The organism is Howardella ureilytica (assembly GCF_054657495.1).
Genome location: NZ_BAAHYP010000003.1, coordinates 83963 through 107090 on the forward strand (window position 1 = coordinate 83963; position 23128 = coordinate 107090).

Sequence of the window (23128 nt, forward strand, 5' to 3'; positions counted from 1 at the left end):
TTCCCCCTTAATCATTTTCCCATACAAAATTTTTCAAATATTCTGTCTGCCAGATCATCTTCTATTTCTTTACCCAAAATCTTACCGAGCGCAATATATGAATTATAAATATCAATACTTATAAGATCTTCGCTGAATCCCGCATCAATGCCGTCCAGCGCGAGATTCAGACTTTTTATGCTTTCGTCAAGCAAATATTTGTGTCTGCTGTTTGTAATTACAATTTCATCATTTATCAATATATCGTTTAAAGAAAACATCTCTTTTATAACGGAGGTCAACTGTTCCAATCCGTCGGCGGTTACGGTTGAAAAATTTATTATGTGAATATTTTTGTCTATTCCGTTCTTATACAGTTCTTCCGGAGTTACGGTCTGATTCATATCTGATTTATTAAGAAGAACAATATAATTTTTATTTTTCAGAAGATTAATTATTTTCCTGTCTTCATCTCCCATATTCCCCGTTGAATCAACGACATATATTACAAGATCCGCATCATTTAAATGTTCCTTTGCCTTCCTTATTCCCATTGCTTCAACAATATCGTCGGTATCTCTGATTCCGGCCGTATCCACGAGATTAATAAGAATTCCCCCGAGGCTTATCTGTTCCTTTACGGTATCTCTTGTGGTACCCGCTATATCGGTTACGATTGCGCTTTCATCGCCGGTGAGCAAATTAAGCAATGACGATTTACCCGCATTGGTTTTTCCTACAATTACCGTTGTTATCCCCTCTTTGAGAAGGCTTCCTTCCTTGTATGTATCTTTTAGTTTTCCTATTCTCTTTATAAGATTATTTACCGTATTTTTTAAGTCTTCCAGATGGTCTTCCATGGGTATGTTTTCGGGGTCGTCCATGGCTGCTTCCATATAAGCTATTTCATCCAATATAGTGTCTCTGAGATTATCTATTTCCCGGGTTAATCTGCCGTTTAGCTGTCCCATGGAATTTCTGAGATTAAATTCTGTCTTGGAATTAATTATATCTATAACGGCCTCAGCCTTTGAAAGGTCTATTCTTCCGTTTAAAAATGCTCTTTTTGTAAATTCTCCCGGTTCTGCGGCTATGGCTCCGGCATTAAGCACACATTCCAATACCTTACCCGTAACGAGATTACCTCCGTGTGTGTTTATCTCTATTACATCTTCCCTTGTATATGTGTTAGGAGCTTTCATAACGGAAACCAACACTTCATCTACAATATTGTCATGTTCATCTCTGATATTACCGTAATGAATGGTATGAGTTTCAGCATCTGAAAGTTTCTTTCCGTTTTTCCCTATAAATACTTTATCCGCAATGTTAATCGCATCATCTCCGCTTATTCTGACTATTCCTATTCCGCCCGAACCCAGGGAAGACGTCGATATGGCTGCTATTGTATCACTCATTTTTATATCCTTATGTACCTATGCAATGATTTATCAGAATAATTATTAAACATCGCATACAATATTTCTGTAATAAATTCTAATTAACTTTTCTATTATAAATTATATATTTGTCACGGTCAAAACCATGTAATTACATTAAATACACTGTTTGATGCTTAATTATTATTTTTACAAATAATTATACTAATCATGTATTTTAACTCTTAATATAAAATTAAATATGTAAAAATAATAAAACATATAAAAACCGTGACAAAATATAAAAGAATTTTGTCACGGTTTTTGTTAATTTACATATTTTATAACCACTTTTTTATTAGGTTCTTCGCCTATTGTCTCTGTGACAATATGAGGAACATTGTCCAAAGCCCTGTGTATAATTCTTCTGGCCGACGGATTCATTGATTCAAGTACCGTATCTTTCTTTTGTTTGATAACCTTCCTTGCTACCGTGTCTGCCAAAATATCAAGACTTGCTTTTCTTTTTTCTCTATAGTTCTGTGTGTCAATTACTATACTTATATTATGGCTGTTTCCTTTGTTTGCAACAATATTTGTAATAAATTGAAGCGAATCTATGGTCGATCCTCTTTTCCCTATAAGCTGAGCCGTATTTCCGCAATTTATATTAAAAAACAATATTTCGTTTTTTTCATCATAAGTATAGGATATATCTGCCTTATCTTCGGTATTTTCAAAAAAACCTTTTAAAAATGATAACGCATTCTTCGCAACTTCTTCTTTAGTAAGTTTATTTTTTTCAGAATTCTCAATTGACATAATTAATCTCTCTCGAATTATTTTTTGTTTTTCTTATTATTGTTATTGGCAAGAGATGCTTTTGCTGCAAGAGAACCGCTTTCCTGCCCTTTTTTCTTACCGTTGTCGGATTTTGATTCCGTTGTTACGGATTCACCCGAAGTCGAACCGGATTCGGTTTCTGCCGAAGTATTTTCCGTGTTCCCCTGACTGTTGTTTGAACCGTTATTATTTTTGTTATTTCTGTTACCGTTGTTTTTGTTATTTTTATTCCTGCCCGAAGTGTCTGATTGGTTGGATGATGCCGCCGAATTCATATCTTTAAATGATGAAAGACCTGAACCCGATCTCTTAATATGTCTTGTGCTTATATTGGCATTGTTAACAAGAGTTTCCGCATCGATACCCTTCTTTGCAAGTTTCTTCTTTTTCTTTTCAGAAGCAATTCTTATAAGTTCTTCGGCTCCGATCTTATCATAATGCTTATTGATAAAGTATGACATTACAATCTGTACGCCTGATGTGGCAATCCAGTAAATACCGAGACCCGTAGGAACCGTAAATCCGATAAAACCTGTCATTATAGGTGCAATGAACATCATAATCTTAGCAGTTGTTTCGGTAGAAGGATCTCCCGTTGACTGCTGTGAAAGTCTTCCGGAGAAGAACTGTGCTACCGCAGCTATAATAGGAATAAGTATATATACTCCGAGTATCTGGTTAGGGCTTATGGTAACGTTAAGTCCAAGGAAATTATTCATTCCGAGAATTGTACTCGATGTTGAATGAATACTGTCACTGTAAGCCGGGAAAAGATCTGCAAGCTTGTTCCATGCATCTGACGTAAATGAGTTAAGCGCATTAATTGCCGTACTCGTATTTGACCAATCTACTCCGCCGAAGTTGTTATTCATTGTATCGATAAAGTTCGGATCACTCATAATACCGTTATTACCGTTGCTTCCTGTAAGTACTCCCGTAAGAAGGCCGTTAATTCTGCCGATATACGTAGGAATATTTCTCAAAACATTATAGAGTGAGAAAAGAATAGGAATCTGGATGAGCAACTGTATACATCCGCCTGTCTGAGAAACACCGTATTTATCATATAATGCCTTTGTCTCCGCCTGCATTGCCGACAAAGATTTTTCATCTCTTCTGCCTCTGTATTTAGCTCTTATTGCTCTTAATTCAGGAGACATGTATCTGCTTAATTTAGCCTGTTTTAATTGCCCCATAAGAAGAGGAAGCATAGCGACCTTAATGATAATCGTAATTAAAATAATCGCCAAACCTACGTTTCCTATTCCAATAGCGTTGATGCCCTCAAAAATGAGGTTCATTAACCAGCCTATACCTGAACCGATAGGGCTAAATACTGTACCGAAAAAATTACCCAAAACAATTTCCTCCAATTAGTTTATGGAACGGGATCATATCCTCCTTTAGAAAAAGGATTACATCTTAATATTCTTTTCATTGCCATGGAAGTTCCTTTTAAACTTCCGTATTTTTGTATCGCTTCCTTAGCATACTCGGAACAGGTAGGATAATATTTACAATAACTTCCTGCTTTGTATGGAGAAAACGCTTTTTGATACAAATTTATACCTGCAATCAATGGATTCTTCATGCAATATTCTCCTTTAATTCAATCACATACTTATAATATTATGCTTTCTGAGTAAATGTAACATTGAGCTTTCGGCTTCCCTGTATCCTTTACCTACCATATGAGATCTGATTATTACAACTATGTCGATATCCTCATCTACATTGGATGCATTAAGTCTGAATGCCTCCCTTACTAATCTTGAAAGTCTGTGTCTTATTACACTGTTGCCGATCTTTTTGCTGACCGACACTCCCAGTCTTCTTTTACCGCATTGATTAGCTGCAACATACATTACAAAATCTCTGTTGGCAAAAGAAACACCGTTATTATAGACATTTTGAAATTCAAATGTGGTTTTTATTGTTTCAAAATCAGAATATTTCATATGGTTTTTATCGTTATAAATAACAAAAATAATAAAATTAACAGTAACGATTGCTTATATAAAGGAAAAAGCAGATGAATTATTCATCTGCTTACATCTTTCAATAAGATTATGCAGAAAGAACTTTTCTGCCCTTTGCTCTACGAGCTGCGAGAACTTTTCTTCCACCTGAAGTGCTCATTCTTGCTCTGAAACCATGAACCTTAGATCTTTTTCTCTTGTTTGGCTGAAATGTCATCTTCATTATTAAACTCACCTCCGTTTTACAGAATATTGCGCGGATAATAACCGACTTATTAATACAGATTTCTCTGTCAAGACTATCGAAATCTTACGCACTGTAATAAATTACACACTTTTAGAGAATACCGTATCACATTATAAGTAAATATGGGTATATAGTCAACCGTTTTTACCTATATATTTATTTATTCACCTATAATCACAATTATTCACATTTTTATTCACATTTTGTGAATTTTTGTGGATAACTATGTGAATAATTATGTGAAATATGTGAATATCATTGAAAAAATTTATTTTCTAATGTATTATTAGTACAAAATAAATTTATGAATTTTATGGATTTATAGGTGTTATTATACGAATAATCATACAAATAAGCCATTTTTATTTAAAATTTTTGAGTATATTTCGCTTAAAATAATTATTTTTTGTTTTTTTTGTATGCTCAAAAATTAATTATAAAATGTGTATATGTTTTTATTCACATATTATAAAAATGTGATTTATTTTGTTTTCAGTCAGATTTTTGTGATCTTATTCACATTTTTTTTGTTGAAATTTTTTATATTTCACAATTGCCGTAAAAGATAAAAAAGTGTATATTAACTCTCTTGTGCATATCGGTACGTATATTTTTATAGCTATATGTATGATATGTACATTTTTTAACCCCTATTAAGTTGCTATTTGTATTCAATTTAGCGATTGAACAGCTTTTAAGGAATTAAATAATGGATGAATTACTATCTAAATGGGATGAAATTATTGAAAATTTCAAAAAAGATTTCGAAATAGGTTCTTTATCTTATAATACATGGATAAAACCTCTGGAAATTTACAGCGTTGAAAATGATGTTGTTACTATAGTAAGTAAAGAGACAGAATCCGTCGGAATAAACATCATAAAGAAAAAATATCTTACACCCTTGCAGTTCAGTATAAATGATACTCTCGGTAAAAATTATACACTGAAAATACTTTCCGCATCAGATATATCGAACCATGACAAAAATATCGTAAACGAAACAAAACCTGCGGCAAACAACAGCGAATATGCAAGAAATCTCAATCCAAACTATACTTTTGATAATTTTATAGTAGGAACAAATAACAGATTTGCACATGCAGCATCCGTATCTGTTGCGGAAGAACCTGCAACCGAATATAACCCTTTGTTTATTCACGGAGGCGCCGGACTCGGTAAAACTCATTTAATGCAGGCAATAGCGCATCATATTATAGATACAAGACCTGATTTTAAAGTTTTATATGTTACTTCGGAAACATTTACAAATGAAATCATAAAAGCAATCGGAGACAGAAATGTAGAAAAATTCAGAGAAAAATACAGAAATGTAGATGTTCTTCTCATAGACGACATACAGTTCGTTATAGGTAAAGAATCTACACAGGAAGAATTTTTCCATACATTTAACGATTTATACCAGCACAACAAACAAATCGTAATTACCTCCGATAAACCGCCGAGTGAAATTTCAACACTTGAAGACAGATTAAGAACAAGATTTTCGGAAGGTCTCATATGTGACATTCAGGTTCCGACATATGAAACAATAAGAGCGATTCTTGACAGTAAGATAGAAAAGAAAAAGGGACTTGTAATTCCGGAAGACGTTAAGGATTATATCGCAAGCAATGTTAAATCCTCGATACGTGAACTTGAGGGAGCAATTAACAATCTTTCGGCATTTGCATCTTTAAGCGGAGCTCCCATAACCCTCTCATTGGCTCAGGAAGCATTAAAGGATCTTATTTCTTCCAATAATAAAAGAGAAGTAAATGTTGAATTAATCATGGAAATAGTTGCGGAGCATTTTCATATAACGATAGACGATCTTGTTTCACGAAAAAAAAATGCCAATATTTCAAAACCGCGCCAGATAGTTATGTATTTATGCAGACAGATGACTCAGGAACCGGCTCTTAATATTGCAAAAAAACTCGGAAAAAAAGATCATTCAACCGTTATTCACGGGGCAAAGACCATAACGGAAGAATTGTTGACGGATGAAAATCTTAAAAATACAATTAATATTCTTATAAAGAAGATAGATCCTAATTAATATGTGATTTAAAAAGTTATTCATATAAATATGTGAATAACTTGTGATTTAGTGGTGATAAATGTGAATAACTTATGTGAATAACTTTTACCGAATTTTTTATTCACACTCATGCACATAATATTCAATGTGAATAAACACAGTTATCCTTTCACGAAATGTGCATAACTTCTGCATTTGATGTACTTATCCACTAATTCACACACACTATTACTACGACTACTGAAAATAATATATATATACATATGAATTCTTGTCTGTATAAGACGAAAGGAGTTATTCACATGAAATTAGTTTTTGAAAAAAATAATCTTGTAAAAGCTGTTGATATAGTACAAAAAGCAGTAACGATACGAACAACAATGAATATACTTGAATGTATATTAATAGACGCCGAATCAAACTGCATAAAATTAACCGGAAATGATTTAGATCTCGGTATTGAAACTACCGTGGAAGGAGAAATTATTGAAAAGGGAAGCGTTGCAATAGACGCGAAGATAATTTCGGATTTGGTAAAAAAACTTCCGGATATGCCGATAACTATTGAGTCTGACGATAAAAATATCGTTACGGTTACATGTGAAAGAAAAAATTACAGATTAAACGGTTTACCTTCAGAAGAGTTTTCATATTTAACGGAAGTTGAAAAAAATATAAGCATTACAATATCACAGCTGGAATTAAAAGATATTATCAAACAAACTAAATTTTCATTATCACCTAATGACAATAATCCGATAATGACCGGAGAATTGTTTGAAGTTAAGAATAATAACCTTAAAGTAGTTGCACTGGACAGTCACAGAATAGCAATAAGAAATCTTCATGTTGAATATGACGGCAATATATATGTAATAATTCCCGGCAAATCTCTTAATGAAATAGAGAGAATACTGGAAGCGGATAACGACAAGACCGTAACAATATATTTTTCGGATAATCATGTAATGTTTGAATTTAACAGTACAAGAGTGGTTTCAAGACTTATTCAGGGAGATTATTTTAATATCAATAAAATGATATCAAATGACTATGAAACAAAGCTTAAAGTTAACAGAAAATCCCTTATAGACGCCATTGATACAGAGATGATATTTATAAAAGAAAGTGATAAAAGACCTGTTATTCTCAATATAACGGATAACAACATTCTTTTAAGCGTAAAATCAACTCTCGGTGAAGGTAAGGAAGAAGTTGAAACGGAAAAAGAGGGTAAGGATATAAAGATAGGATTTAATCCAAAGTTTTTACTTGACGCCCTTAAAGTAATAGATGACGAAACCGTTACATTGACATTTGTCAATGCAATGTCTCCTTGTTTCATAAGAGATGAAGAAGGATCATATATTTATCTTATTTTACCTGTTAACTTTATTGAGGATTAAATTATGGAAGAAGTACATTTTACCGGAGAGTTTATAAAACTCGGACAGGCTCTTAAACTTGCGGGACTTGTATATAACGGAGCTGAATCAAAAACGGAAATACAGTCCGGAAATGTTAAATTAAACGGAGAAGTTGATACAAGACGGGGAGCCAAATTATACGGCGGTGAGACTGTTGAATTTAACGGAACCGTTTTTAAGGTTATAAGGGATGAAGATTAAAGAAATCGAGTTAAAAGATTTTCGTAATTATCCGTATTTAAAATTAGAATTAAGCGACGGAATAAATATACTGTACGGCAGCAATGCTCAGGGGAAGAGCAATATATTGGAGGCAATATATATGTGCGCCGCCGCAAAATCATACAGAGGCGCAAAGGATAAAGAGCTTTTAAGATTTACTGACGGTTTAAATCAATGTGACGATGCACATATAAAGCTTATTGTTGAAAAAAAGTATACTTCGAACAGAATAGACGTACATATAAAAAAATCGGCAAGGAAGGGAATTGCGGTAGATAAGTTTCCTGTTAAAAATCTCGGAGAACTTATAGGGATTTTAAATGTTGTGGTATTTTCTCCGGAAAATCTGGATATCATAAGAATGGGACCGGCCGTAAGAAGAGATTTTATAGACAGTGAACTGATATCTGTCAGTAAAATATATTATAATAACCTGGTTAACTTTAATAAAATATTGGACAGCAGGAATAAATATCTGAAAAACCGTGACGTTCACGGTAACGGTGATATAACTCTTTTGGATATATTGGATGAGCAGTTTGTCTTTTATGCAAAAAAAATTATAAAAGACAGATTCGTTTATATAGAAAAATTATCACAAATTGTATCCGAAATACATTATAATATTACAGGCGGAAAAGAGAGTCTTCGCATGGAATATAATCCAAATACAAGGGCTGATGAACTGGCTGATAAAATTTCGGAAAACAGACAGAGAGATTTAAAGTATGGATTAACATCTTTCGGACCTCATAGAGACGATATAACATTTTATATAAATGATATGGATGTTAAAGTATTCGGATCTCAGGGGCAGAAGAGAACTGCGGCAATAAGTACCAAACTTGCCGAGATAAGCATGATAAAAGAGGAGACCGGCGATGACCCGGTGCTTCTTCTTGATGATGTATTATCTGAATTGGATGAGAACAGACAGAAATTATTATTTTCTAACATTAAGAATATTCAGACAGTCATAACATGTACGGGATATGATGAATTAAATATATCTGATATGTCGGAAGGTACCATTTATGAGGTTAATAACGGAAAGGTTGTAAAACGGAGTACATTATAGGAGGTGTTGATATTGGCAAATAATGCTGAACAAAAATACGGGGGCGATCAGATAGATGTCCTTGAGGGACTTGAAGCCGTAAGAAAAAGACCCGGAATGTACATCGGAAGTACATCCGAACGTGGATTACACCATTTAGTTTATGAAATTGTAGATAACTCGGTAGATGAAGCTCTTGCGGGTTTTTGTACAGAGATAAATGTAATTATTAATAAAGACAACTCCATAACCGTAATTGATAACGGACGAGGAGTACCGGTAGACATAAACCACAAAACAGGAAGACCGGCGATAGAACTTGTATATACGGAACTTCATGCCGGAGGAAAGTTCGGAGGAGGAGGATATAAAGTATCCGGAGGTCTCCACGGTGTAGGAGCATCTGTTGTCAATGCATTGTCCGAGTGGCTCGTTGTAAATGTAAAAAGAGGCGGAAAAATTTACGAACAGAGATATGCAAAGGGTAAGATTCAAACCGAACTTACCGTAATCGGGGAATGTGACATTGAAGACACGGGAACCAAGGTAACATTTTTACCCGATAAGTCTATTTTTACAGAAACCACGGTATATAAGTATGATACTCTTCGCCGTCGTTTAAGAGAGATGGCTTTTTTAACAAAGGGACTTAAGATAACAATCAGGGATATGAGATCCGATGAAGAAATAAGCGCGGCCCTCGAAAAAGAAAACAATACATATACGGATATTGAAGAATCAGAACATAACGATGATGTTTATTCGGATGTTTTTCAGGAAAAAACCGATGATTATGCAAGAGAAACTCTTATGGGTATTAACGGCGAAGAAGCCGTTTCCGAAAATGAGGAAGGAACAAATGACGTAAATGACGCCGATTTTGAAGGATATAGACATGAAGTATTTTTCTACGAGGGCGGTATTAAAGAATTTGTAAGTTATCTCAACAGAAGTAAGAAGCCTTTATATGACGATGTAATATACTTTGAGGGAACTAAGTACTTTGAAGTTATGAAAGAAGATGAAAGGGTGGAAGTACCTCTCCAGGTAGAAGTAGCTTTTCAGCATAACGACGGATATACGGAAAATGTTGAATGTTTTGCCAATAATATCAATACGCCCGGCGGCGGTATGCATCTTACGGGATTTAAAAATGCTCTTACAAAGACATTTAACGATTATGCAAAGAAAAATAAAATAATCAAAGACAATGAAGCGTCTCTTTCCGGCGAAGACATAAGAGAGGGAATAACAGCCATTGTAAGCGTAAAAATAGAAAACCCTCAATTTGAAGGACAGACAAAGGACAAGCTCGGTAATACGGAGGCAAGAAGCGCAGTTGACTCGGTGGTTACGGAATCACTTACTCTGTATCTTGAGCAAAATCCGAATATTGCCAAAATTATATGTGAAAAATCACTTCTTGCGCAGAGAGCAAGAGAGGCTGCAAGAAAGGCAAGGGATCTTACAAGAAGAAAGAGTGCCCTTGACGGAGGCGGACTTCCGGGTAAGCTTGCCGACTGCTCTGACAGAAATCCGGAAAATTGCGAAATATTCCTCGTTGAGGGAGATTCTGCCGGTGGTTCGGCAAAGAGCGCAAGAACAAGAGCAACTCAGGCAATTCTTCCTTTGAGGGGAAAAATTCTGAATGTTGAAAAGGCAAGACTTGATAAAGTATTGGAGAATCAGGAAATTCTCACAATGATAACGGCATTCGGTACGGGAATACATGAAGATTTTGATATTTCCAAACTTAAATATTGGAAAATAATAATTATGACGGATGCCGATGTTGACGGTGCTCATATTGCTACGCTTCTGTTGACATTTTTCTATAGATTTATGCCGGAACTTATTAAACAGGGTCATGTATATCTTGCTCAGCCGCCTTTATATAAGGTCGAACGTAATAAAAAAGTCAGATATGCCTATGATGACAGAGAACTTGAGAGTATTCTGGATGAACTCGGAAGAGATCAGAATAATAAGATTCAAAGATATAAAGGTCTCGGTGAGATGGATGCGGAACAACTTTGGGAGACGACTATGGATCCCGAAAGAAGGGTTCTTCTTAGAGTTAACATGGATGAAGATAATGAATCTGACGTGGATATTACATTTTCAACTCTTATGGGAGATGAGGTAGAGCCGAGAAGAGAGTTTATTGAGGCCAACGCCAAATTTGTTAAGAACCTGGATATTTAACGGAGATTACTATGGATGAACACATTTTTGATAAAATAAGCGATGTAGATATAAAAAAGACTATGGAAGAGTATTACATCGATTATTCAATGAGCGTAATAGCTCAGAGAGCCCTTCCTGATGTAAGAGACGGTCTTAAGCCTGTTCAGAGAAGAATATTATTCTCAATGATAGAGCTTAATAACGGTCCTGATAAACCACACAGAAAATGTGCTCGTATCGTAGGTGATACAATGGGTAAATATCACCCTCACGGTGATTCATCTATATACGACGCCCTTGTAAAACTTGCACAGGATTTTTCAACAAGATATCCGCTGGTTGACGGTCACGGAAATTTCGGTTCCGTGGACGGTGACGGAGCTGCCGCAATGCGTTATACCGAGGCCAGATTAAGTAAAATATCAATGGAAATGCTGTCCGACATCAACAAGGATACAGTTGATTTTGTTCCTAACTTTGATGAAACGGAAAGAGAGCCGAATGTACTTCCCGCCAGATATCCTAATCTTCTTGTTAACGGAACTTCAGGTATTGCCGTAGGTATGGCAACCAACATACCTCCTCATAATCTGGGAGAGGTAATAGGAGCCGTGGTAAAGATAATTGATAACATCGTTGAAAATGATTCGGATACAACCATCGATGAAGTCATGGATATTGTAAAAGGACCTGATTTTCCTATGGGAGCGATAATAAAAGGACGTTCAGGTATTGAGCAGGCATACAGAACCGGAAGAGGAAAGATAATTGTTCGTGCCGTAACAGACATTGAACCGATGGATAACGGAAAAAACAGAATAGTTGTTACGGAAATTCCTTATATGGTTAATAAGGAGCGTCTTATCGGAAAAATCGGAGAGCTTGTAAAAAACAAGAGAATTGACGGAATTACGGCTCTCAGGGATGAATCCGACAGAACCGGTATGAGAATAGTAATAGAACTCAGAAGAGACGTTAATGCAAATGTTATTCTCAACAGATTATTTAAATATACGCAGCTCCAGGATACATTCGGCGTTATAATGCTGTCACTTGTTAATAACGAACCTAAGGTTTTAAATCTTCTTGAGATGTTGAAGTATTATCTTGCTCATCAGGAAGATGTTATTACAAGAAGAACAAAGTATGATCTTAACAAAGCCGAAGAGAGAGCTCATATATTAAAAGGTTTAATAACGGCTCTTGATAATATCGACAGAGTAATAAGTATAATAAGAGGTTCGGCTAACGTATCCGTTGCAAAAGAAAGTCTTATCAAAGAATTTGAATTAAGCGAAGTTCAGGCTCAGGCTATTGTAGATATGAGACTTCGTGCTTTGACCGGACTTGAAAGAGAAAAGATAGAAGATGAATTAAAAGAACTTCAGGCTAAGATTAAAGAATATAAAGAAATCTTAAATGACAGAAAGAAGCTCCTTCTCGTAATCAGAAAAGAAATAACTGAAATATCCGAGAAATATTCAGATAAAAGAAGAACGGCCATCGATTCGGACATAACCGATTTTTCGGATGAAGATCTTATTCCGAACGAACCCGTTATTATTACAAGAACCAATCTCGGATATATTAAGAGACAGAGTTCGGATAATTTTAAAAATCAAAAGCGCGGCGGAAAAGGCATTAAGGGAATGCAAACCGTTGAAGATGATTATGTTGAAGAATTATTTGCAACCATGACTCACGATTCTCTTTTATTCTTTACCAACCAGGGAAGAGTATATAAGTTAAAGGGATATCAGATTCCGGAAAGTTCAAGAACATCAAGAGGTACTGCCGTAATAAATCTTCTTAATCTTATGCCGGATGAAAAAATAAGCGCCATTATTCCGGTAAATAAAGATGTTCTCAGCGACGAGAATAAATTATTTATGTCTACTAAGAGCGGTATCGTTAAGAAAACCAATATTATGGAATTTGCCAATATCAATAAAAACGGCTTAAGAGCTCTTACTCTTTCGGAAGATGATGAACTTATAGGTGTAAGAGTTACCGACGGAACGAAGAAAATAATTCTTGTAACAAAGCTCGGACAGTGCATATTATTTGATGAAAATGATGTTCGTTCAATGGGAAGAACCGCAAGAGGCGTTAAAGGAATTAATCTTTCGGCAAATGACCATGTAATAGGCATGCAGATAACTCCAAACATTGCCTCTGACGGAAATGAAGAAGATTATTTACTTCTGGTTTCGGAAAACGGATTCGGAAAGAGAACAAAAATAAGTGAATTTACTCCTCAAAAACGCGGAGGTAAAGGCGTAAAGTGCTATAAGATAGTCAGCAAGAGCGGCAATCTTGTAGGTTTCAAATTGGTTAACGACTCTCAGGGACTTATGATTATAACAGACGAAGGAATAATCATTAAAATCAAGTGTAATGACATTTCGATTAACGGAAGAGTTACCACGGGAGTGAAGTTAATTAATTTGGAAAATGATATTAAAGTTGCGGCAATTGCCAAAATTGACGATATAAACGGAGAATCTGAAGATGATATTTCGGATAAATCCGAATCTGATGAAAATTGATTAATTATCTTAATTAATTTGTTGTAAAAACCGCCCGGACATATAATACCGGGCGGTTTTATTATATATTTAAATATACTTTGTAAATAACCGTTCTCAGCATATATAATTCAGATAATTAAAATTTCGGAGGAAGTATGAGAGAAATAGATGTAAACGAGATAGCGTCAAATATTAAAGAAATGTGTATTGAAGCAAATTACTATCTTGAAAGTGATATAAAAAAATCATTATTTAATGCAGAAAAAACAGAGAATTCAGAAGTAGGGAAATCGGTTCTGAATCAACTTCATAAAAATGTGGACATAGCCGAAAATGAAATGATACCAATATGTCAGGACACGGGAATGGCAGTTATATTTCTGGATATAGGACAGGATGTACATTTTTTCGGAGGAGATCTGACTGAAGCCGTAAACAGGGGAGTAAGAGAAGGATATAAAGAGGGTTATCTTCGTAAATCCGTTGTGGAAGATCCGGTTGAAAGAATAAATACAAATGACAATACTCCGGCAATAATACATATGAATATAGTTCCCGGGAGTAAAGTTAAAATAACGGTTTCTCCAAAAGGCTTCGGAAGTGAAAATATGAGCCGTATTTTCATGCTCAAACCTTCCGACGGTCTTGAAGGAATAAAAAAAACAATATTGGATACAGTAAGGGATGCGGGACCGAATGCATGTCCGCCTTTTATCGTGGGAGTCGGAATCGGAGGAGATTTTGAAACGGCGGCCATACTTGCAAAGAGAGCGCTTACAAGAAATATTGACGGGAAATCGTCTTCTCCGTACAGAAAGCCATATGTTGACGAACTTGAAGAAGAACTTCTCACCGAAATAAATAAAATCGGATTGGGTCCTGCGGGACTGGGAGGAAAAAATACGGCACTCGGCATAAATATTGAAACATATCCCACTCATATTGCGGGTATGCCTCTTGCCGTAAATATGTGCTGTCATGTTAACAGACATAAAATCAGGGAGATATGATAATGGAGAGATATTTAAATGTTCCGTTTTCAAAAGATGACATAAAGGAATTTGAAGCAGGCGATGTGGTATACCTGTCAGGAGTAATTTATTCGGCAAGGGATGCGGCCCATAAAAGAATGACGGAATCATACGAAAAGGGAGAACCTTTCCCCTTCGACATAAGAAACCAAACCATATATTATCTGGGTCCGACTCCTGCAAGACCGGGAGCGGTAATAGGCTCGGCAGGTCCCACCACAAGCGGAAGAATGGATAAATATACGCCTACATTGTTAAATAACGGACTTATCGGAATGATAGGAAAAGGAAGAAGGTCCGGCGAAGTAACGGAGTCAATAAAAAGAAATAAATGTATATACTTTGTTGCCGTCGGAGGAGCGGGAGCCCTCCTTTCAAAATGTATTACTTCTTCCGAGGTAATAGCATATGAAGACCTGGGACCGGAAGCCGTAAGAAAACTCACGGTTAAGAATTTCCCGGTTATAGTTGCAACCGACTCCGGCGGAAGAAATTTATATGACGAATGTGCCGATAATATGTAATATATTCAAATAATACAAATATAAACGCAATTCGGGTACTTAATTTACAGTTTGGGTAAAAAAATGGAAAATCATAAATTATGATGTTACTATCTAACTACCCTAATAAGCAGACGAATATATTTATAATAAATATATTTGTTTGTGAAGTGTTTACACTTCAACGGTATCATCGGAATATCCCATAGACGATGATATTTCCCAAACTTTATACTACCGGGGTAAATATGTACATTTCTCCTTCGTGCTATTTAAAGCGGTAGTTATTAAACTATTATTTTCTTCCCCAAAGAATTTATAGTGTAAAGTTTTCATTCTCAAATCCTGCCGTTCGGCAGGATTTTTTTATGTGTTATGAATCAGAAAATCGTGCGAAGAATGAGAAATATCATTTTATTATATTTTACAAATATAAAAAAATATACAAAATAAGTATTCATTCGGCATTTTAGGTAATTTAATATTTTGCTTTTTAATTACTTGCTATATTTAAGACAGATATATAAATATGTTTAATTTTTAATATAGTCAGGGGATTGCAAAATATGGAAAATTATGTGAAAAAATCGGTAAAGAGTGCTATTGTTCTTTTTGCAGCCTTATCAACAGCCGTCATCGGAATAACAGGATTTAAAACAGATGTAAAAGCTGCAGATTACAATGCTTCATTTTCGGGAGAAACAACAAACGTAAGTAAAGTTGAAGTTGATGAGGGAAACAAAGTATATGAAGATACGGATGTTTCCGGAACATTGACATATTCTTTTAATCAGTCTGATATGCTTGATGAAATAAACGGATTGCTTGAAATAGCTCAGAGTTATCTCGGCGGTGCGTATACAATATTAGACAATAATAATTATGTTGACGTTACGGTCACGCTTCCGGAAGGATTTTCGGGAACATATGAGGATGCAAGCACCGCAACAATAGTTAATACAAAGCTGATATCAAATACGGATAATGTATTTGTTGTAAGAGTTTTTATAACCGGCGGTAAGGATCCGACGGTAAGAACCGTTAAGGAAACCGTGGAAAGTTATAAAACAGAGCCTAGAGACGCCGTGGTTGCATTTAAAATAAATTATACGGGGAAAGCAAAAGAGGGAACGGATTCATCACAGTATGTATCTTCGGTTACCCCGTCTGAAAGAAATATAGGATACGGAAGATGGATTTCGGCAAGTGTCGGTCTTACGGGATCAAATGTAAATCTTTTGACTACCGAATTTGTTCCGGGAATTCCTACAGGTGAAAATGTTTTTACCGAAGGAGATATACTTATCGGTGACGATACGGAACATGATAAGGTTTTTGAGGCAAAAGCCGGAGGAGTATATTCGTTTACCGGAACATATACAACAATCCCGGTAAAAAAGGAACTTTCAAGAATAGCCAATACCAATTCAAATCAGTTAGATAAGGAACAGATTAAATTAAGTGACCTCAGGTCGGAATTTTATGCTTCAATGACTCTTCCGGAAGGAATGGAATTCACAAAGATTCCTACTCCGGACGAAATTAAATTCGAAGGCGGAGCATCTACATTTTCAGTCAGCAATGTTCAGGTTGTGGGAGATACCATAGAGGTTATAATGTCATTAAATACCGATAATATAACCAATTTCTATCAGTTGGAGCAGGCGGTATATGCATGTGACGATGTATTAAAAATAACCGTTCCGGGAATTAAATTAAGCGATAATGCCAAAGAGGGAGAATATTATACCGTAAAAGGCGCATCCGGAGGTATGTTTCACTCAGTCGCTTCCATGAATAACCGTCAGGGAGTATTTGAATTTGAATGGGAAGCAAAGCAGTCTGATGAAGGAAGAGATTTTATATCACCTGAGGGAGATGAGGGAATATTTTTTACACTTCAGGTAAAAAATAATAATGAAAATGAAACAGTTCCCGATAATGAAAATAACAAAACTGAAGATAAAGATAATTCCGGAGGTACAACTCAGGAAAATAAAAATGACATTAAACTTATCAAAAGTAATGAAGCCGTTAAGAATACAGTAAAAACGGGGGATAATTCAAATATTGTTTTGTGGATATCCATAATTGCGGCAGCGTCATGCGTAACAATATTATCGTCGGTTTATATGATAAAACGTAAAAACAAAAATTAATAATATGAAAAATTACGGATATTAATATGCCCCATATTTAAGGATGCATATTGATATCCGTTTATTTATATATCATATTTATTTTATATGTTAAAATAAACATATACGGTTACAGTGTGATTTATATATTAAAATTGTGGATAATTTTTCACTTAATATAAGAAAAGGAGGATAATTATGGGTTTATTCAGTCCTAAAAAGAAAAGAGAGATCATAGATTCCAATACGGGAGAAGTGATTGAAATAAAAGAAGATATAAAATGCTGTGTATGCGGTGCAGAACTCGGAGCATTTAATAAGAATAAAATTACAAGAGATTTTTATATATGTGATGACTGTGCGGGCAAGTCCGCAATTATGCGCCATAAAAAAGAAGTCGAAAATTATTCTGATGAAGCGTTAAAAGAACTTATACAAAAAAAATCAGATAAGGCGGATACATTTAACGTAACCAATAAATCAGGCTCGTTTTTATTTGTAGATAATGAAAGTAAACAGCTTACTATTCCGTATCTTTCGGGTCTTGTAAAGAATGTACCGAATGTGGATCCCGATGATATTATATCGTTTGATTCGGTAGTTGGTTATACTTTGCTAAAAGACGGAAATGTAATTTCCGAAGGAGGAAGAGATAACAAAGCTCAGGATACGGGTGTATTTGCATTTTATACGGAAATGCCGGGAAAAAATGACGATACGGCAAGCTGCAGCGAGATTCTCATAAGAATAAAAACCAATTTAAACGACAGACCTGAACTTCCGATATACGTATTGGACAGACAGGTTTCTCTGTCAAGTGATACATATAAAATCGCAATGTATAATGCAGAGCAGATTATAAATATACTTATGTGGATATGTAAAGAATAATATTCAATAAATGATTTATAATTATCGGAATTATTAATATATAAGAACATAAAAAACGGATTTGATGAAATAAATTATTTCTGCAAATCCGTTTTTATTATAGTTTGTGTATTCTTAAATAAGATATATTTTTATTAATTATCTGTAATATCTTCCGTTTCTTTTTGTCTTATTTACTGATGTGCAAAAACCGGCATAAAGGAATATAAAACCGGCACTTGCAATAAGACCTCCGATAATATCCGTAAGCCAATGTACGCCGCATGTCATTCTTACTATTACCATGTATGCCGCAAAGGCAATGAGAGCAACAGTTAATACGGTTCGTATAATCTTTGATTTTATCAGATAAAAGAATGCCATTATGGCTGTAATAAGTACCGTTGTTGCAAGCATGGTGGTACTTGAAGGATATGAAGCCTCCATGGCGCCGTCAATAAGTACCGGTCTGTAATTAATAATAATCTTTTGGAATATGAAATAGAAAATAAACAATAAAATATACAATATACCCAGCATAAATATTGTTTTATCAAATTTCTTCATAAAAAGCTTAATTACCCAAACAGCCGCAAACATTCCCATCAGTGCATATATTATAATACTTAACTTATCGGTAAGATCATACATATCGAGATGCAGTCCGGTCATATTGTGAAAATTAATATTAATATCCGCAAATCCTATATTTGTACCGTTTACACCGAGGGGCTTTACTCCGACTGCAGACACCATAATTGTGTAAATAACAAAGAATGCAAATATACATCCTGATATAATGTAATAAATTTTATTTTTTTTCATGAATTCCTCTTTATAATTCTACATCGGGAATGGTTGCAAATCCTTCTTCAAGATCCTTATCCGTAGGAACCGTATCCGTCATTGTGCCGTTATTATACTGAGCATATGCCGCAAGATCGAAGTATCCCGTACCGGTAAGACCGAATATAATCGTCTTATCTTCTCCGGTTTCTTTGCATTTAAGAGCTTCGTCGACAGCGGTTCTTATTGCATGACCTGATTCAGGGGCAGGAAGGATTCCCTCCGTACGTGCAAAGAGAGTTGCAGCTTCAAATACGGATGTCTGTTCAACAGATGTGGCCTCGATAATGCCGTCATGATAGAGCTGAGAAACAACAGGGCTCATACCGTGGTAACGAAGACCTCCGGCATGGTTAGCTGACGGAATAAAGTCATGACCCAATGTATACATTTTGGCCATAGGACATACTTTTCCGAGATCCGCAAAGTCATATGCAAACTTACCTCTCGTAAGAGAAGGGCATGAAGCAGGCTCAACGGCAATAATTCTGTAATCCGCTTCGCCGCGAAGCTTTTCTCCAACGAAAGGAGAGATGAGTCCTCCGAGGTTAGAGCCGCCGCCGGCACAGCCGATAATAATATCCGGTTTTATATCATATTTTTTACATGCCGTCATCGTCTCAAGACCTATGACTGTCTGATGAAGAAGAACCTGGTTAAGAACACTTCCGAGTACATATCTGTAGCCCTCTGATTTAGTTGCAACTTCAACGGCTTCGGAAATGGCACATCCGAGAGAACCTGTAGTGCCGGGATGTGCCGCGTTTATTGCTCTTCCCACTTCAGTTTCCATGGACGGAGAAGGGGTTACGCTTGCACCGTATGTACGCATTACTTCTTTTCTGAAAGGCTTCTGTTCATAAGAAACTTTAACCATATATACTTTGCAGTCTATTCCGAAAAATGAAGAAGCCATTGAAAGAGCGGTTCCCCATTGTCCTGCACCGGTTTCGGTTGTTACGCCTTTAAGTCCCTGTTCTTTTGCATAATAAGCCTGTGCAATGGCAGAGTTAAGTTTATGGCTTCCGGATGTATTGGATCCTTCATATTTGTAGAAAATTTTAGCCGGGGTATCGAGAGCCTTTTCCAAATATTCGGCGTGAATAAGAGGTGAAGGACGGTACATTCTGTAGAAATCCTGAACAGGAGTAGGAATATCAAAGTATGCCGTAGTGTCGTCCAATTCCTGTTTGATAAGTTCATCGCAGAATATAGGCTGCATCTCCTCAAATGTTAAAGGCTTTAATGTTCCCGGATTAAGGAGTGGTGCCGGTTTATTTTTCATGTCTGAGCGGACATTATACCATTGTGTGGGAATTTCCTTTTCATCAAGAATAATTTTATAAGGGATATCTGAATATTTCATAGTGAATCCTTTCTGTACTTTTAAAATATAAAACTCAATACATTAGATTTTAACACAAAAATGTATACAGTAAATATGTTAATGTTTTAATAAGATAAAACATAAATTAATTTTGCAGATACAGGTTATTTGCCGAAAAATGTATTTTATCCGTATTTGGGTAATAGTTGTTGACAAAGTATAATCATTTTGATAGCATAACCATGTTGCATTCAAATTGAAGGCATTATTTCTTAAGGAGAAATACTCAAGAGGCCGAAGAGGTGCCCCTGCTAAGGGTATAGGTCGGGAAACCGGCGCGAGGGTTCGAATCCCTCTTTCTCCGCTTGGTAGGGGAAGCCATGTATGGCTTCCTTTTTTTTGTTTTTTTTTAATCAATATTTTTTTTCTGATGTATAATTATATTAAAAGATTATTTATATTTATTAATTTTAAGGGGTTTATCATGAAAAAAATCAAACATTTTATAAAAAGCGGATTAATCGCTTTATCATGCGGAGTAGTTTCATTGGGTGTTACCTCGGGTGTCGGAACAATCGGCACATATGCCGGTGAATTACAGTCAGATAACGACAATGTAAGTACGGAAGAAAAAAATATTTCGAAAATAGAATTGAATGAATTGCAGACGTCATCTGATTTATCTTTATTGGTTATGGATAGCGGTTGGTATCAGATAGTATCGGCAGCCGACAGTAATTTAGCACTTGAAGTTAAGGACGGAGCTAATGTAAACGGCGCCAATGTATATGTCAATAAGAGAAGTGACAGCAACAGCCAAAAATTTTTTATTAATAATTTGAAACCGGGCGGAAATGAGTATGCAATAAAAACAGCCGTAAGCAATACAGAGAAGGCATTGGATGTTTCCGGAGGATCGCCTGCCAGAGGAGTAAATGTAGGACAATGGCATTATCACGGCGGCAATGCGGTGAGATGGAGAATCTACATGGACAAAGATGGAAATTATATATTTGAATCTTCTACGGGAAACAAAGTACTTGATATTACGGGAGCAAAGACAACTCCGGGAACAAATGTATGGACATGGGATTATTACGGAGCGAAAACTCAAAAATGGAAACTCATTAAGACAGATTATACTTTTGATGATTCTTTTAAACCGGCAACCGTGGAAGATGGATGGTATCAGATAACATCTGCGGCTGACAGTAATTTGGCCGTTGATGTTAAAGACGGATCTTATGTAGACGGTGCCAATGTATTCGGTAATAGGAAAAGTAACAGTGACAGTCAGAAATTTTATTTTGAGTCACTGGGGGATAATGAATATGCCATAAAAACAGCTGCAAGTAATAAGACAAAGGCTTTGGACGTATCAGGTGCGAGTCCGTTTGCCGGAGTTAATGTAGGTCAGTGGAGATATTACGGCGGTAATGCGGTACGTTGGAAGCTTTATAAGGATAATAACGGCAAATATTTATTGAAATCTGCCATACTTCCATATAATAAAGGAGATATTGTTCTGGACCTTACGGGGGCAAAGACAACTCCCGGAACAAATATATGGACGTGGAATTATATCAATGTAGATACACAAAAATGGATACTTAATAAAGTTTCGGACAGTAATATACCTGCAATCGAACATCTTAAGCCGGCAACGGTAGAAAACGGTTGGTATCGGATAACGTCATCCGCAAACAATAATATGTCACTGGAAGTAAAAGACGGAGCCGACAGAAACGGAGCCAATATTTTTATTAACAATAAAAAAGATGAAAATATGCAGAAATTCTATTTCGAATCCTTGGGAGGCAATGAATATGCCATAAAAACAGCCGTAAGCAATAAAGATAAGGCTTTAGATGTTTCGGGGGGTTCATCTGCCAGAGGAGTAAATGTAGGACAATGGTATTATCACGGCGGAAATGCTGTGAGATGGAAACTGTATAAATCAGATGACGATAAATATGTAATGGTATCATCTACAGGAGACAGAGTACTTGATATAACAGGAGCAAGGACAACAGCCGGCACAAACGTATGGACATGGGATTACTACGGAGCGAATACTCAAAAATGGAACCTGACTAAGGACAGACGATGGGTTGACGGAAAAGGTCACTGGGAAAATACCACAAAACAGGTGTGGAAACCGAATATATTAAAAATAGTTGATGAGCCTGAGCATATTGTATACGGATGTAAGCTTTATGTAAAAGAATCAGAAACAGTATGGACCACTAAAGGGGGGGAAACATATTGGTTGGAAAACGGATTTACAATGGAAGATTTTAACAAAATTATTATTAAGAAAATGAAAGAAGAGGGTTATATAGGAAACTATTTGAATGTAAGTAAGAAAGTTCCGGATAAGTATCATACAGAAGACCATGGTTATTATGAGACGGTGGTAACGGGAAGAAAATGGGTTAATAATACGGAACCTCATTGGGAATATTGATATATTAAAGTTGCTAATTATTAAATTTGCCGAAAATAAAGATAAATTCTG

General features: G+C 35.7%; 19 protein-coding genes and 1 tRNA gene. 12 read left to right on the plus strand and 8 right to left on the minus strand.

The genetic code is table 11. From position 1 onward, the window contains the following. Positions 1–11: 11 nt before the first annotated feature. The 6 genes from mnmE to rpmH all read right to left on the minus strand — a co-directional run bounded on the left by mnmE (position 12) and on the right by rpmH (position 4403). A complete protein-coding gene (gene mnmE, locus ACYQ1N_RS02410; RefSeq protein WP_459832308.1) occupies positions 12–1397 on the minus strand; it encodes a tRNA uridine-5-carboxymethylaminomethyl(34) synthesis GTPase MnmE in 1386 nt (461 codons plus the stop codon). 288 nt (positions 1398–1685) lie between these two features. Next, complete coding sequence (locus ACYQ1N_RS02415; RefSeq protein ID WP_459832311.1) at positions 1686–2180, minus strand: R3H domain-containing nucleic acid-binding protein; 495 nt, start codon at positions 2178–2180, stop codon at positions 1686–1688. Positions 2181–2197: 17 nt separating this feature from the next. Further along, entirely contained in the window at positions 2198–3559 is a 1362-nt protein-coding gene (locus ACYQ1N_RS02420) for a YidC/Oxa1 family membrane protein insertase (RefSeq protein WP_459832314.1), read from the minus strand. A 20-nt stretch (positions 3560–3579) separates the two neighbouring features. Further along, positions 3580–3792 (minus strand): membrane protein insertion efficiency factor YidD, encoded by a 213-nt coding sequence (gene yidD, locus ACYQ1N_RS02425; RefSeq protein WP_459832318.1) that lies wholly within the window; start codon positions 3790–3792, stop codon positions 3580–3582. A gap of 22 nt (positions 3793–3814) precedes the next feature. After that, complete coding sequence (gene rnpA / locus ACYQ1N_RS02430; protein WP_459832320.1) at positions 3815–4159, minus strand: ribonuclease P protein component; 345 nt, start codon at positions 4157–4159, stop codon at positions 3815–3817. Positions 4160–4268: 109 nt separating this feature from the next. Continuing rightward, complete coding sequence (gene rpmH, locus ACYQ1N_RS02435) at positions 4269–4403, minus strand: 50S ribosomal protein L34 (RefSeq protein WP_177955568.1); 135 nt, start codon at positions 4401–4403, stop codon at positions 4269–4271. Between the two features lie 733 nt (positions 4404–5136). Between rpmH and dnaA the strand changes: the two genes are divergently transcribed. The 10 genes from dnaA (at position 5137) to ACYQ1N_RS02485 (ending at position 18458) form a co-directional block, all read left to right on the plus strand. Then, entirely contained in the window at positions 5137–6489 is a 1353-nt protein-coding gene (gene dnaA, locus ACYQ1N_RS02440; protein ID WP_459832323.1) for a chromosomal replication initiator protein DnaA, read from the plus strand. A 284-nt stretch (positions 6490–6773) separates the two neighbouring features. Continuing rightward, positions 6774–7877, plus strand: coding sequence for a DNA polymerase III subunit beta (gene dnaN / locus ACYQ1N_RS02445; RefSeq protein WP_459832326.1), 1104 nt, complete (start codon positions 6774–6776; stop codon positions 7875–7877). 3 nt (positions 7878–7880) lie between these two features. Continuing rightward, complete coding sequence (locus ACYQ1N_RS02450; RefSeq protein ID WP_459832328.1) at positions 7881–8099, plus strand: RNA-binding S4 domain-containing protein; 219 nt, start codon at positions 7881–7883, stop codon at positions 8097–8099. Next, positions 8089–9198, plus strand: coding sequence for a DNA replication/repair protein RecF (gene recF / locus ACYQ1N_RS02455; RefSeq protein WP_459832331.1), 1110 nt, complete (start codon positions 8089–8091; stop codon positions 9196–9198). Before ACYQ1N_RS02450 ends, recF begins: the two co-directional genes overlap by 11 nt. Positions 9199–9210: 12 nt before the next feature. Then, positions 9211–11382, plus strand: a complete 2172-nt coding sequence (gene gyrB / locus ACYQ1N_RS02460) for a DNA topoisomerase (ATP-hydrolyzing) subunit B (protein ID WP_459832334.1) — start codon at positions 9211–9213, stop codon at positions 11380–11382. Positions 11383–11393: 11 nt separating this feature from the next. Beyond that, a complete protein-coding gene (gene gyrA, locus ACYQ1N_RS02465; protein ID WP_459832336.1) occupies positions 11394–13913 on the plus strand; it encodes a DNA gyrase subunit A in 2520 nt (839 codons plus the stop codon). 137 nt (positions 13914–14050) lie between these two features. Beyond that, on the plus strand, positions 14051–14905 hold the full coding sequence (locus tag ACYQ1N_RS02470; RefSeq protein ID WP_459832339.1) for a fumarate hydratase: 855 nt from the start codon (positions 14051–14053) through the stop codon (positions 14903–14905). A 2-nt stretch (positions 14906–14907) separates the two neighbouring features. After that, positions 14908–15450, plus strand: a complete 543-nt coding sequence (locus ACYQ1N_RS02475) for a Fe-S-containing hydro-lyase (protein WP_459832341.1) — start codon at positions 14908–14910, stop codon at positions 15448–15450. Between the two features lie 545 nt (positions 15451–15995). Beyond that, positions 15996–17588, plus strand: a complete 1593-nt coding sequence (locus tag ACYQ1N_RS02480; RefSeq protein ID WP_459832344.1) for a hypothetical protein — start codon at positions 15996–15998, stop codon at positions 17586–17588. A 177-nt stretch (positions 17589–17765) separates the two neighbouring features. Then, the gene (locus tag ACYQ1N_RS02485; RefSeq protein ID WP_459832347.1) at positions 17766–18458 is read left to right on the plus strand and encodes a DUF4428 domain-containing protein; all 693 of its coding nucleotides are present in this window, start codon (positions 17766–17768) and stop codon (positions 18456–18458) included. 138 nt (positions 18459–18596) lie between these two features. Here the strand turns inward: ACYQ1N_RS02485 and ACYQ1N_RS02490 are convergent, their stop codons facing one another. Continuing rightward, positions 18597–19262, minus strand: coding sequence for a phosphatase PAP2 family protein (locus ACYQ1N_RS02490; protein ID WP_459832349.1), 666 nt, complete (start codon positions 19260–19262; stop codon positions 18597–18599). Positions 19263–19272: 10 nt separating this feature from the next. Beyond that, positions 19273–20649: a TrpB-like pyridoxal phosphate-dependent enzyme gene (locus ACYQ1N_RS02495; RefSeq protein WP_459832352.1), complete on the minus strand. Its 1377-nt coding sequence runs from the start codon at positions 20647–20649 to the stop codon at positions 19273–19275. A 237-nt stretch (positions 20650–20886) separates the two neighbouring features. On the opposite strand from ACYQ1N_RS02495, the gene ACYQ1N_RS02500 reads away from it, so the two are divergent. Together ACYQ1N_RS02500 and ACYQ1N_RS02505 are read left to right on the plus strand one after the other, a co-directional pair. Further along, positions 20887–20974, plus strand: a tRNA-Ser gene (locus ACYQ1N_RS02500). A 120-nt stretch (positions 20975–21094) separates the two neighbouring features. Beyond that, the gene (locus tag ACYQ1N_RS02505) at positions 21095–23077 is read left to right on the plus strand and encodes an RICIN domain-containing protein (protein WP_459832354.1); all 1983 of its coding nucleotides are present in this window, start codon (positions 21095–21097) and stop codon (positions 23075–23077) included. Positions 23078–23128: the final 51 nt, after the last annotated feature.